The following is a 12,255-nucleotide window of genomic DNA, read 5'->3' as shown; positions in this document are numbered from 1 at the left end:
CTGCAAGATACTGATTTTAGGAGCTTGGAGCTCGCGCGTCGATGGACAGGGCATGGATGCCCTGGTCCATCAGGCCGTCCAGCGCGGCGTACACCATGCGGTGGCGCTTGATCGGCAACACACCGGCGAATGCGGCGCTGACGATCCGCACGTGGAAATGCCCCTTCCCCGCGTTGGTGTGACCAGCGTGCTTGTGGCCCTCGTCCAGCACCTCCAGCTCGGTCGGCGCCAGCGCGGCGACCAGCCGCTCGCGGATCTGCCCGACCATCGCCGCGCTCATGGCAGGGTCTTGCGGAACGGCTTGACCTCGACATGGGCGTAGACGCCCGTCGCCACGTAGGGGTCGGCAGCGGCCCAGGCCTCGGCATCGGCCTGGCTGGCGAATTCGGCAACGATCAAGCTGCCGGTGAAGCCGGCCGGGCCGGGGTCTTCCGAGGCGATCGCCGGGAAAGGACCGGCCAGCAGCAGGCGCCCTTCGGCCTGCAGCGCCTGCAGGCGAGCGAGGTGCTCAGGCCGGGCGGCCATGCGTTTGGCGAGGGAGTCGGGATGATCCTTGGCGTGGACGGCGAACCACATGCGATGACGCTCCTGCTTCGGGCAAAGCGACATTTTAGCGGGTGCAGCGGCGGTCACGCTTGAAGCAGCGCGCGACCATCCCGATTTCGGCACGGTTTGCCCACACAAGGAAGCGTGTCATGTGGTCTCTGTTCGTTGAAGGTCTCTCCCACGCGTTGTCGCTCATGGCGCACGGGCTGGGCGGCAGTTTCGGACTAGCCGTCATCGCACTTGCGATGATCGTGCGCCTAGCGCTGCTGCCCTGGACGCTGCGCCTGGCCGAGCAGGGCTGGCATCGGCAAAAGACGATGCTCGCGCTGAAGCCCCGGCTTGATGCCCTGCGGGAGCTACATGGCAAGGACGCGCTGGCCTACGCGTGCGCCGCCCAAGCCCTGCACAAGGAGCACGGCATTGCCGGTGGTCTCGGCAGCGGCCTGCTGGTCACCGCGGTGCAGGCACCCGTGGGGGCAGGCATCTATGCCGCGATCCGGCAAGGCCTCGCCGGTGCCGGATCGTTCCTGTGGATCCCGCGGCTGGCGCGGCCGGATTTCCTGCTTGCGCTGACCGTGGCAGCGCTGAGCTATGCCGCGATCACGCTCAACCCCGCGATGCCGGCACAGGTGAAGACCCTGCTGCAGATGCTGCCGGTGCTGTTTTCGTTCCTGATGGTGTGGCACCTGGCCGCTGGCCTCGGCCTGTACTGGGCAGGTTCGAGCAGTGTCAATGTGTTGCAGGCGGCTCTGCTGCGGCGGCGCGTCCGGTGCATCGGCACGAGTCGATCAGCCGGGTAAGTCGCATCGTCGACGCCTCGCGCAAGCGCTGTTTGCACGCCGCCGTGGCAGCGATTCCGCGCTACGCGCGAACCTCGAGGACCGTCATTCCCGCTTTCGCGGGAATGACGGCGAAGAGCGGACGTAGCCGCGGCGTGACAGGCAAATTGGCTCGCCCGTGAACAGAACAGGCTCAGGCTTCCGGCCGCATGTAGGGGAACAGCAGCACGTCGCGGATCGAGGACGAGTCGGTGAGCAGCATCACCAGCCGGTCGATGCCGATGCCGAGGCCGCCGGTGGGCGGCAGGCCCACTTCCAGCGCGCGGATGTAGTCGGCGTCGAAGTGCATCGCCTCGTCGTCGCCGGCGTCCTTCGCATCGACCTGGGCCTGGAAGCGCGCGGCCTGGTCTTCCGGGTCGTTGAGCTCGGAGAAGCCGTTGGCGATCTCCTTGCCGTTGACGAACAGCTCGAAGCGGTCGGTGATGCCCGGGTCGGTGTCGTTCTCGCGCGCCAGCGGCGAGACCTCGACCGGGTGCTGGGTGATGAAGGTGGGCTGGATCAGCGTGTGCTCCACCGTCTTCTCGAAGATCTCCAGCAGCAGCTTGCCCCAGCCGTAGCCGTCCTTGACCTGCACGCCGAGGCGCTTGGCATGAGCCGCCATCGCGGCGCGGTCGCGCAGCTCCTCGCGCTTGATCTGCGGGTTGTGCTCGAGCACCGCGTCTTCCATGGTCCAACGGCGGAACGCCGGACCGACGTCGATGGCGGCGCCGTCCCAGGTGAGCTCGGTGGTGCCGATCACCTGTTTGGCGGTGTCGCGGATCAGGTTCTCGGTGAGGTCCATGATCTCGTTGTAGGTGGCGTACGCCTGGTACAGCTCGAGCATGGTGAACTCGGGGTTGTGCCGGGTCGACACGCCCTCGTTGCGGAAATTGCGGTTGATCTCGTAGACGCGGTCGAAGCCGCCGACCACCAGGCGCTTCAAGTACAGCTCCGGCGCCACGCGCAGGTAGAGGTCCATGTCCAGCGCGTTGTGGTGGGTGACGAACGGACGGGCCGTGGCACCGCCGGGGATGACGTGCATCATCGGCGTTTCCACTTCCATGAAGCGGCGCTCGGGCGCCTCCAGCCACTGACGCATGTAGCCGATGATGCGCGAGCGCTTCTGGAAGGTGTCGCGCGCCTCCTCGGTGACGATCAGGTCGACGTAGCGCTGGCGGTAGCGCTGTTCCACGTCGGCCATGCCGTGGTGCTTGTCGGGGAGCGGGCGCAGGCTCTTGGTGAGCAGGCGCAGCGCGTCCACCTTGACCGACAGCTCGCCGGTCTTGGTGCGCATCAAGGTGCCCTCGGCGCCGACGATGTCGCCCATGTCCCAGCCCTTGAAGGCCTCGTACACGTCGCCCACGGTGCCGGCATGGATGAACAGCTGGATGCGGCCGCTCATGTCCTGCATTTGCACGAAGCTGACCTTGCCCTGCACGCGCTTGAGCACGATGCGGCCGGCGACCTTCACGCGCTTCGCTTGCGCCTCGATGGCTTCGGCGGTCCAGCGCTCGGCGTCGGCGAACGCGGCCTTGAGGTCGCCGGCGAAGCTGTCCACGGTGAAGTCGTTCGGGAACGCGATGCCCTGCCCGCGCAGCGCTTTGAGTTTCTCGCGGCGCTCGGCGATCAGCTTGTTCTCGTCGACGGGCAGGTTCTCGGGGGTTTCGCTCATTGCAGGGTTCCGTTACGGATGGCGCGCGTGCACCGGCAGGTGCTTGATGGGATGGATCATTGAGCGGCTGGCTCAGCCGCCCTTGTGGAACACTTCCTTGAAGCCGTGCTTGGTGGCATCCCAGCCTTCGCGCGCCCCCTTGCCGATGCCGCGTCCGGCATCGCGGGCACCGTGACCGACCTTGATCGCCACGTCACGCGTGGCATGGCCGACCTCGCGGGCACCGTCGCCGATGGCGTGCCCCGCCGTCTTGGCGTCGTGCTTGATCGCCTGCTTGGTCGACTGGGCGCCCACCGTACCGGCACAGGCAAGCGACAGGGCGACGACGAACAACGAAAGGACCATTCCACGCTTCATGGGTACCTCCTCGCAGGATTCGGAAAACGGAGCGCGCGTTCGGATCAGGCGTCGATGCGCTTGGAGCCCGCCTCCAGGCCGGACTTCAGACTGGCCTCGACGAACTCGTCCAGGTCGCCATCGAGCACCTTCTGCGTGTCGGTGCGCTCGATGCCGGTGCGCAGATCCTTGATGCGGCTCTGGTCGAGCACGTAGTTGCGGATCTGGCTTCCCCAGCCAATGTCCGACTTGGTCGCTTCCAGCGCATCCTTCTCGGCGTTGCGCTTTTGCACTTCCAGCTCGTACAGCTTGGCCGCAAGCATCTTCATGGCGGTGTCGCGGTTGGCATGCTGGCTGCGGCCGGTCTGGCAGGCCACCACTGTGTTGGTCGGAATGTGCGTGATGCGCACGGCCGACTCGGTCTTGTTGACGTGCTGGCCGCCGGCGCCGGACGAGCGGTAGACGTCGGTCTTGAGGTCGGCCGGGTTGATGTCGATCTCGATGTCGTCGTCCACTTCCGGCGACACGAACACCGAGGTGAAGCTGGTGTGGCGGCGGTTGTCCGAGTCGAACGGGCTCTTGCGCACCAGCCGGTGCACGCCGATCTCGGTCTTCAGCCAGCCGTAGGCGTAGTCGCCTTCCACGCGGAAGGTGGCGGACTTGATGCCGGCCACGTCGCCACCGGAGACCTCCATCAGCTCGGTCTTCCAGCCACGCGATTCGCACCAGCGCAGATACATGCGCAGCAGCATCTCGGCCCAGTCCTGCGCCTCGGTGCCGCCGGCGCCGGCCTGGATGTCGACGAAGGCGTTGGCCGAATCCATCTTGCCGGAGAACATGCGCTGGAATTCCAGCTTGTTCACCTCGGCGTCGAGGCGGGAGACGTCCGTCTGCACGGATGCCACGGTCTCTTCGTCGCCGTCGGCGGCGGCCATCTCGACCAGCTCGCGCGCATCGGTGAGGCCGGCGGTGAGCCGGTCGATGCCGTTGACGATGGTGTCCAGGCGGGCGCGTTCGCGGCCCAGCTCCTGGGCGCGGGTGGGGTCGTCCCAGACGTTGGGATTCTCCAGCTCGCGGCTTACTTCTTCGAGGCGCTCACGCTTGGTGGCGTAGTCAAAGATACCCCCTAAGCGACTCGACGCGGCCGGCAAGGTCCGCGATCTGCGCGAGGATCGGATTGGTCTCGATCATGATTCAACCAGGTGGTGGGACGGCGCGGGCGCGCCGCCGGAGTCAAAGCACGCAAGGATAGCAAACCGCTCAGGCCAGCGCGTCGGCATGCACACCCCGCACCGCCCTGCCCGACGGATCGGCCGCGGCCGCAAACGCAGGATCCCAGGCCAATGCCGCCGGCGACGAGCAGGCAATCGACTTGCCACCCGGCACCGTCGCGGCGCAGGCCTCGCCCGGATAGAACTGCTCGAAGATGCGGCGGTAGAAATACGCCTCCTTGGTCGCCGGCGTGTTGAACGGGAAGCGCGAGGCAGCCGCGGCAAACTCGCGGTCGCTCACTTCCTGCCCAGCGTGCGCCTTGAGGCCGTCGATCCAGCCGTAGCCGACGCCGTCGGAGAACTGCTCCTTCTGCCGCCACAGGATCTCCTTCGGCAGAGCTCCATCGAACGCCGCGCGCAATACATGCTTCTCGATCTTGCGGCTTCCGTCCGGCATCGTGCCGGCCATCTTGTGGGCAGCGTCCATGCCCATCGCCACGTCGATGAACTCCAGGTCCAGGAACGGCACGCGCGCCTCCACGCCCCAGGCCATCATCGCCTTGTTGGCGCGCAGGCAGTCGTAGCTGTGCAGGGCGTCGAGCTTGCGCACGGTCTCCTCGTGGAACGCCTCCGCCGAGGGTGCCTTGTGGAAGTACAGGTAGCCGCCGAACAGCTCATCCGAGCCCTCGCCGGAGAGCACCATCTTCACGCCCATCGCCTTGATCCGGCGCGCCAGCAGGTACATCGGCGTGGCCGCGCGGATGGTGGTGACGTCGTAGGTTTCCAGGTGGCGGATCACTTCCGGCACCGCATCCAGCCCTTCCCAGAAGGTGTAGACGAAGCCGTGGTGCACGGTGCCCAGCGCGTCGGCGGCGATCTGTGCGGCGGCGAGGTCGGGCGAGCCTTCCAGGCCGATCGCGAACGAATGCAGGCGCGGCCACCAGGCCTCGGAACGATCGTCGTCCTCGATGCGCTCGCGAGCGAAGCGGGCGGCGCAGGCAGCGACCAGCGAAGAGTCCAGCCCGCCGGAGAGCAGCACGCCGTAGGGCACGTCGGTCATCAGCTGGCGGTGCACGGCCTGCTCGAAGGCTTCACGCAGCCCCTCCGGGGCATGACCCTGGGTCGCCTCGTAGTCGCGCCACGGCTTGACGTAGTAGCGGTGCAGCTCGCCCGTGGCGCTGTCGTAGACATGCCCGGGCGGAAACGCCGCCACGTCGGCGCACACGCCCACCAGCGCCTTCATCTCCGAGGCCACGCACAAGCGCCCTTCCCCGTCGTGGCCCCAGTACAGCGGGCACACGCCGATCGGGTCGCGGGCGATCACGTAGCGTTGGCTGGCGCCGTCCCACAGGGCGAAGGCGAAGATGCCGTTGAGCCTGTTCACGCCCTCGCGCACGAACGCGTCGCCGCCGAGCTCGCGGTACAGCGCGTTGATCACCTCACAGTCGGAGCCGGTGGTGAAGTCGTAGTCGCTGGCCGCACGCAGCTCCCGGTGGTTGTAGATCTCGCCGTTCACCGCCAGCGCCAGCGCACCGTCGCGCGAACGCAGCGGCTGCGCGCCGCTGGCCGGATCGACGATGGCAAGGCGCTCGTGCACCAGGATCACCCCGGCGTCGACGTAGACACCGCTCCAGTCCGGGCCGCGATGGCGCTGGCGCTGCGACAGCTCCAGCGCCTGCCGGCGCAGGCCGGCAAGGTCATCGCCCGGTTGCAGGTCGAACATTCCGAAGATCGAACACATGGCCTTCCCCCTCTTTCCTCAAAACCGTTGGATGAAGGCCGGAAACCGCTCCTGCGTTTCCGGCATGCCGGCCATCCATGGCCGCAAAACGAAAAAGGCCCGCACTGGGCGGGCCTTTTTCGCGTATGTGGAGCTGAAACTTGCGTCTACGCGATGGCCCGCCCGGAGAGGCGATTGTTATTGCCATTGCGGTTATTCAGGCCCTTGGCCACGCACGCCAGCGCGCGATGCGGAGCATCGGCGAGGTTCAGGGTACGGGCATGAGCACTGGACATGGGCCGACTAGATCACGACTCATGCTGCGGCGCAAGAATTATTTTTGGACGGCCATTTGCGCTCACGGCGACAGCAGCCATTGCTTCGCCTCGTCCAGCTGGGCGTTGCCGAACAGGCGAAATTCGCCCGGCATGGCAAAGCCCATGGCCTTGGCGGCGAAGCGCAGCCAGCTCACGTCGGTCACCAGCGCCACGCGCTCCCAGCCGCTGAAGTGGCGCAGGCCGAGCTTGGCATCGTCCCAGGCCGCCTTGGCGTCGAAGCCGGTGAAGTCGTCGCCGCAGTGGTACAGCAGGCGCAGTTTGGGGTTCAGCGCGAACGCCGCCTCCACATCGGGTACCAGCACGTTCTCGTAGTCGGCGGCGGTCACCTGGCCGCGGGCGCGAAAGCCGAGAACGCCAGCAGGCAGGTCGGTCATCTGTTCGATCACGGGTGTGCTCCATGAAGTCATCGGAGCACCATCGGACCTTAGCCCTGCCGCCCAACGCAAGCGGCGGCGCGTGAAGACGCCTCAGGCCGGCTCGATGTGCCGCAGCAGCAGGCGAAGGCTCTCGCGTCCCTGCCAGTCGTTGATGCCCAGTTCGTACGCTGCACGCAGCACCGGCGGCGGTGCCTCGCCGCGATAGGCGTTGAACATCACCGCCTCGTGCACGCGCCCGTCGCGGGGATCGCGCAGATCGAGGCGCAAGTGTTTCTCGGCCATCACGCGCCAGCTGCGGCACTCGAACAGGTTGTCGAACACCGGCTCGGGGAACGCCTGGCCCCAGGGCGCGGCGTGGCGCAGCAACCCGGCCAGCTGCAGCGTGAAATGCTCGGGTGCCAGTTCGCCGTCGGTATCCAGCACCGCCTGCAGCACCTCGTCACCCAGCCATTCGCGGGCCACTGCATCGAACGCGGCGGCGAAACGGTCGAAGTCGTCGGTGCGCAGGCTCAGGCCGGCTGCCATGGCGTGTCCGCCGAAGCGCTCGATCAGGCCCGGGTGGCGCGCATCGACCGCCGCCAGCGCGTCGCGCACGTGAAAACCGGGAATCGACCGGGCCGAGCCGCGCAACTCGCCGGGGTTGTCTTCGCTCGCCGGCGCGAACGCGATCACCGGTCGATGCAGGCGCTCCTTCAATTTGGACGCGACCAGCCCCACCACGCCGGCGTGCCAGCTCGGCTCGAACAGCGCCACGCCCACCGCGTCGGTGGCGCGGGCGCCGAAGACCATCTGCTCGGCCTCGGCGACCATCTCGGCTTGCAGGTCGCGTCGCTCGCGATTGATCCGGTCAAGCTCGGCGGCGAGCAGCTGCGCGCGCGAAGGATCATCGGTGAGCAGGCATTCGACGCCCAGGCTCATGTCTTCCAGCCGCCCCGCGGCGTTGAGCCGGGGGCCGACCACGTAGCCTAGGTCGCTGGCGCAGGCGCCGGGCACGCTGCGCTTGCCCGCTTCGATCAGCGCCGTGATGCCCGGGCAGGCGCGCCCGGCGCGGATACGCTTGAGGCCCGCTTCCACCAGCACGCGGTTGTTGAAATCCAGCGGCACCAGGTCGGCCACCGTGCCCAGCGCCACCAGATCCAGCAGGCAGGAGAGGTCCGGCTCCGCACCCGCCGCGAAGGCGCCGCGCTCGCGCAGCGCCGCGCGGGTCGCCAGCAGCAGGTAGAACATCACGCCGACGCCGGCCAGCGCTTTGCTGGGAAAGCCGTCGCCGGCCAGGTTGGGATTGACCATCGCGTCGGCTGCCGGCAGCTGCTCGCCGGGCAGATGGTGGTCGGTGACCAGCACGCGGATGCCGCGCGCGCGGGCAGCGGCCACGCCCGCGACGCTGGCCACGCCGTTGTCGACGGTGATGATCAGCTGCGGCGTGGGCTGCAGCGACTCGACCAGCGCCGCACTCAGTCCGTAGCCGTGGACGAAGCGATTGGGAATGGCGTACGTCACCCGCGTAGCGCCCAACAGGCGCAGGCCGCGCAGCGCCACCGCGGTGCCGGTGGCGCCGTCGCAGTCGTAGTCGCCGGCCACCACGATGCTCCACTGCGCGCCGATCGCCTCGATCAGCAGTGCCACCGCCTGCGCCATGCCGCCCAGCGCCTGCGGCGAGAGCAGGTGCGCCAGCCGATGCTCGGCCTGCGCCGGCGTGAGCACGCCGCGCGCGGCATAAACCGCCTGCAGTACCGGATGCACGTCGGACGTCCAGCCGTCCGGACGTCCTTTCGGCTCGCGCCGCCGCAGCCGCAGGCTCACCGGGTGCGCCGCCACAGCCGCCAGCGGTGCCACGGGCGATGCCGCCAGCGTTCGCCGCTGGCAAAGCTCAGCTGCACGGCCTGCCGGCGCAACAGGGCATCAATCACCGGCCACCACGCCTGCTCGATCTCGGCCACGGGCAGATCCTGCAGGTCGACCAGCGTGCCGACCGCGGCGCCGAGGACGGACGCGTGCGTGCGTGAGGTCATCGGCACGTTGGCCCGCGCCGCCAGGGCGGCAAGCAACGGATCCGCGCCGATCACCGCGGAATGCGTGGCGGCCACCCGCGACGGCAAACGGCCGCCGCCCCACAGCCACAGACTGTTGACCGGCGGCAGGCCACGAACGCGCCGCTCGGCGTTGGCCGGATGCTGGTGCAGCAGCACCTGTACCTCGTTGATCAGCACGCGCCAGCGCCTGCCTTCGGCACCTTGTGGCAGATGCTGGAACAGGTCTTCGCCCAGCGCCTGTTCGGGCGCGGCGAAGGCCGGCACCGGCGTGCCGGGGGCGAGCTGCAGTTGCCAGCGATCGGGAGCAGTGACTTCCAGCCGCATGCCGGCATCACAGAATACCGGGCGCAGCGGCGCCGCCAGCGCCTCGGCCTCTTCCATCGACAGCCCGAGCTGACCACAGGCCAGCAGGCGCGCACCGTTCATCTCGGCCTGCACCCAGCACGGATCGGCGCACAGCCACGGCACGTCGCCGGCATCGTGCGACGCGTGCTCGCGCAGCAGCGCCGCCGCGGGCAGACCGGTGCCGTCGCTGCCGAAGTAATGCGAGAGTCCGGCGAGGTAGCCGCGCGGCCCGTCGGGCAGGCGATCGGCGCGCGCCAGTCTCAGGCGCAGCGGGTGATCGGGGGCGAAGCGCGCCAGCGCCGGCAGCCACAGTTCGAGCGGTGCGGAGTCACTCATCGCGCGGAGCACCTCACGCTTCGAGCTGCTCGTACAGTTCGAGCCACTCGGCTTCGAGCGTTTCCTTCTCGCGACGCAGTTCGGCCTGCTGCTGGCTGAGCTTCATCAGCTCGGCAGTGGGACCGTTGTAGGTGGCCGGGTCCGCCAGTCGCGCCTCGAGCTTGCCCAGCTCAACGTCGATCGCGGCGACGCGGGTCTCGATCTTTTTCACGCGCGACCGCGAGCTCTTGTCGCCATCGCGCTGGGCGGCCGCGTTGCGGCGGCGATCCTCCGGCGTCTCGATCGGTGCGGCCGGCTTCTCCGGCGCAGCCGCCTTGCCCGCCTTCTTGTTGGCAGCGCCGCGTGAGCGCAGCCATTTGGCGTAGTCGTCCAGGTCGCCATCGAACGGTTCCACCACGCGGTCGGCCACGCGCCAGAAGCTGTCGCAGACCATGCCCAGCAGGTGGCGATCATGCGACACCAGCACCAGCGCGCCGTCGAAGTCGGCCAGCGCGTCGGCCAGCGCCTCGCGCATCTCCAGGTCGAGATGGTTGGTCGGCTCGTCGAGCAGCAGCAGGTTCGGCTTGTGCCAGGCGATCAGCGCCAGCGCCAGGCGCGCCCGCTCTCCGCCGGAGAAGCCGTCGACCGATTCGAACGCGCGGTCGCCGGGGAAATTCCAGGTGCCGAGGAAATCGCGCAGCACCTGGTTGGCCACGCCGGGCGCGCGCGCCTGCAGGTGATCGAGCGGGCTGGTGCCGGCGAGCAGGCTCTCCACCGTGTGCTGGGCGAAGTAGCCGATCTTCAGGTCCTTGTGCACCTTGCGCTCGCCGCCCAAGGGTTCGAGCTCGCCGACCAGAGTCTTGACCAGGGTCGACTTGCCCGCGCCATTGGGACCGAGCAGGCCGATGCGGTCGCCGGCCTCGATGCTGAAGCCCACGTTGTCCAGCACGGTGGAGAAGCCGTCACCGGACTCCAGCGGGTAACCCGCGCGCACCTCACCCAGCTGCAGCATGGCGTCGGGCACGCGGTCGGGCTGGGGGAAACTGAAATTGAACGGCCGCTCGGCACGCACCGCCTCGGTGCCGGCCAGCTTCTCCAGCCGCTTCATGCGCGACTGCGCCTGCTTGGCCTTGCTGGCCTTGGCCTTGAAGCGGTCGATGAAGGACTGCAGGTGCGCGCGCTCGGCCTGCTCGCGCTCGAAGCTGATCTGCTGCTGGCGCAGCTGCTCGGCGCGCAGTCGCTCGAACGCGCTGTAGTTGCCGGTGTAGAGCTTCGCCCTGCCCTCGTTGAGGTGCAGGGTGTGGGTGATCACGCCATCGAGGAACTCGCGATCGTGCGAAATGATCAGCAGCGTGCCCTGGTAGCGGCGCAGCCACTCTTCCAGCCACAGCACGGCATCGAGGTCGAGATGGTTGGTGGGCTCGTCGAGCAGCAGCAGGTCGGACGGGCACATCAGGGCGCGCGCCAGGTTCAGCCGTCCGCGCCAGCCGCCGGAAAACTCCTGCACCGTGCGCTCGTGGGTGTCCGGCGAAAAGCCCAGGCCGTGCATCAGCCGGCCGGCACGGGCGCGGGCGTCGTAGCCGTGCAGCTCCTCGATGCGGTGGTGGGCGCGCGCCATCGCCTCGATGTCGCCACGCTCCTGGGCTTCCGCCTCGTCGCGCAGCGCGGCGGCCAGCTCCTCGTCGCCGCCCATCACGTAGTCGATGGCCAGGTCGGGCAGTGCCGGGGTCTCCTGCGCCACCGAGGCCAGTCGCAGCTTGCCCGGCATGTCCAGCTCGCCGGCATCGCCTTCGAGCTGACCCTGCAGCGCGGCGAACAGGCTGGACTTGCCGCAGCCGTTGCGGCCGATCACGCCCAGCCGCCAACCGCTCTGGATGACCAGGTCGATGTCGGAGAGCAGCAGGCGGCTGCCGCGGCGCAGGGCGAAGTGGCGAAAGGCGATCATGCGGGAAACAGTTCCGTTCCGGGCGCGTCGCGCACCCGCAGCCGGACATGATAGCCGGTGGCGAACGCCCAACCCATCGCAAACGCCGCAAAACGGCGTGGCTAAGCGCGATGGCTTCTGCTAAAACGACGCGGCAGACGCATTCGTGGGGAGAGGGGATCATGACCAAACATCGTTTCAGCCTGGCTTTGCTCGGATTGCTGGTGGTCGGCTTTGCCGCCGCTCCCGCATTCGCCCGTGGCGACAACCTGCTCATCCACCGCGTGCAGCAGGAGAAGGGCATGAACCTGCCCGCTCGCGGCATGAGCATGGCGCAGGTGGAAAAGCGCTACGGCGCGCCGCAGCGCAAGCTCGCCCCCCGCGGCGGCGACAGTGCGAAGCATCCGGTGATCAATCGCTGGGACTACGCGCAATTCATCGTGTACTTCGAGAAGAACCACGTGATCCACGCCGTGCTCAACACGCCGGCCGGCAACAACACCAATCCGTCCGCGATGAACTGATCGCCACCGGCCCCGGGACACGTGCCCGGGGCCACGTCAACGGCATCCCCGGTGCCTTACAATTCGCCGTCTGTTTTTCTCCGACGTGCGAACTCC

Annotated in this window: 12 protein-coding genes; 2 read left to right on the top strand and 10 right to left on the bottom strand. The window is 68.2% G+C overall.

What is annotated here, in order from left to right; genetic code table 11:
- Positions 1–16 precede the first annotated feature (16 nt).
- Positions 17–280: a BolA family protein gene (locus ISP17_RS13110; protein ID WP_404633824.1), complete on the bottom strand. Its 264-nt coding sequence runs from the start codon at positions 278–280 to the stop codon at positions 17–19.
- Entirely contained in the window at positions 277–576 is a 300-nt protein-coding gene (locus ISP17_RS13105) for a YciI family protein (protein WP_404633822.1), read from the bottom strand. The genes ISP17_RS13110 and ISP17_RS13105 overlap by 4 nt, the downstream gene beginning before the upstream one ends.
- 119 nt (positions 577–695) lie before the next feature.
- Between ISP17_RS13105 and ISP17_RS13100 the strand changes: the two genes are divergently transcribed.
- Positions 696–1,346: a YidC/Oxa1 family membrane protein insertase gene (locus ISP17_RS13100; RefSeq protein ID WP_404633820.1), complete on the top strand. Its 651-nt coding sequence runs from the start codon at positions 696–698 to the stop codon at positions 1,344–1,346.
- 172 nt (positions 1,347–1,518) lie between these two features.
- On the opposite strand, the gene lysS is transcribed toward ISP17_RS13100, so the two are convergent.
- The 8 genes from lysS to ISP17_RS13060 form a co-directional block, all read right to left on the bottom strand.
- A complete protein-coding gene (gene lysS / locus ISP17_RS13095; protein ID WP_404633818.1) occupies positions 1,519–3,036 on the bottom strand; it encodes a lysine--tRNA ligase in 1,518 nt (505 codons plus the stop codon).
- A 72-nt stretch (positions 3,037–3,108) separates the two neighbouring features.
- A complete protein-coding gene (locus tag ISP17_RS13090) occupies positions 3,109–3,393 on the bottom strand; it encodes a hypothetical protein (protein WP_404633816.1) in 285 nt (94 codons plus the stop codon).
- Between the two features lie 44 nt (positions 3,394–3,437).
- Positions 3,438–4,563, bottom strand: a protein-coding gene (gene prfB, locus ISP17_RS13085; protein ID WP_404633814.1) for a peptide chain release factor 2 whose coding sequence is annotated in 2 segments (ribosomal slippage) — positions 3,438–4,487 and positions 4,489–4,563 — 1,125 coding nt in all. Because the reading frame shifts where the segments join, the coding sequence is not laid out codon by codon here.
- Between the two features lie 69 nt (positions 4,564–4,632).
- Complete coding sequence (gene asnB, locus ISP17_RS13080) at positions 4,633–6,324, bottom strand: asparagine synthase B (RefSeq protein WP_404633812.1); 1,692 nt, start codon at positions 6,322–6,324, stop codon at positions 4,633–4,635.
- A gap of 337 nt (positions 6,325–6,661) precedes the next feature.
- Complete coding sequence (locus ISP17_RS13075; protein WP_404633810.1) at positions 6,662–7,027, bottom strand: SpoIIAA family protein; 366 nt, start codon at positions 7,025–7,027, stop codon at positions 6,662–6,664.
- A gap of 81 nt (positions 7,028–7,108) precedes the next feature.
- Positions 7,109–8,845: a single-stranded-DNA-specific exonuclease RecJ gene (gene recJ, locus ISP17_RS13070; RefSeq protein ID WP_404634312.1), complete on the bottom strand. Its 1,737-nt coding sequence runs from the start codon at positions 8,843–8,845 to the stop codon at positions 7,109–7,111.
- Positions 8,818–9,732, bottom strand: a complete 915-nt coding sequence (locus ISP17_RS13065; RefSeq protein ID WP_404633808.1) for a phosphoglycerate mutase — start codon at positions 9,730–9,732, stop codon at positions 8,818–8,820. The genes recJ and ISP17_RS13065 overlap by 28 nt, the downstream gene beginning before the upstream one ends.
- Positions 9,733–9,745: 13 nt before the next feature.
- Positions 9,746–11,656 carry an ABC-F family ATP-binding cassette domain-containing protein gene (locus ISP17_RS13060; protein ID WP_404633806.1) on the bottom strand — a complete coding sequence of 637 codons (1,911 nt, stop codon included), beginning with the start codon at positions 11,654–11,656 and terminating at the stop codon, positions 9,746–9,748.
- Between the two features lie 161 nt (positions 11,657–11,817).
- On the opposite strand from ISP17_RS13060, the gene ISP17_RS13055 reads away from it, so the two are divergent.
- Entirely contained in the window at positions 11,818–12,159 is a 342-nt protein-coding gene (locus tag ISP17_RS13055; RefSeq protein ID WP_404633804.1) for a hypothetical protein, read from the top strand.
- Positions 12,160–12,255 lie beyond the last annotated feature (96 nt).

Source organism: Dyella ginsengisoli (genome assembly GCF_044904665.1).
Taxonomy (GTDB): Bacteria; Pseudomonadota; Gammaproteobacteria; order Xanthomonadales; family Rhodanobacteraceae; genus Dyella_A; species Dyella_A ginsengisoli.
The sequence above is the reverse complement of the archived record's forward strand: the minus strand, read 5'-3'. Positions and strand labels throughout refer to the sequence as shown.

Bases quoted from the DNA above. Each gene is read 5' to 3' on its own strand.
- ISP17_RS13090 (WP_404633816.1), bottom strand. From the start codon at position 3,393: ATGAAGCGTGGAATGGTCCTTTCGTTGTTCGTCGTCGCCCTGTCGCTT.
- asnB (WP_404633812.1), bottom strand. From the start codon at position 6,324: ATGTGTTCGATCTTCGGAATGTTCGACCTGCAACCGGGCGATGACCTT.
- lysS (WP_404633818.1), bottom strand. From the start codon at position 3,036: ATGAGCGAAACCCCCGAGAACCTGCCCGTCGACGAGAACAAGCTGATC.
- ISP17_RS13110 (WP_404633824.1), bottom strand. From the start codon at position 280: ATGAGCGCGGCGATGGTCGGGCAGATCCGCGAGCGGCTGGTCGCCGCG.
- ISP17_RS13100 (WP_404633820.1), top strand. From the start codon at position 696: ATGTGGTCTCTGTTCGTTGAAGGTCTCTCCCACGCGTTGTCGCTCATG.
- ISP17_RS13105 (WP_404633822.1), bottom strand. From the start codon at position 576: ATGTGGTTCGCCGTCCACGCCAAGGATCATCCCGACTCCCTCGCCAAA.
- ISP17_RS13055 (WP_404633804.1), top strand. From the start codon at position 11,818: ATGACCAAACATCGTTTCAGCCTGGCTTTGCTCGGATTGCTGGTGGTC.
- ISP17_RS13060 (WP_404633806.1), bottom strand. From the start codon at position 11,656: ATGATCGCCTTTCGCCACTTCGCCCTGCGCCGCGGCAGCCGCCTGCTG.
- ISP17_RS13065 (WP_404633808.1), bottom strand. From the start codon at position 9,732: ATGAGTGACTCCGCACCGCTCGAACTGTGGCTGCCGGCGCTGGCGCGC.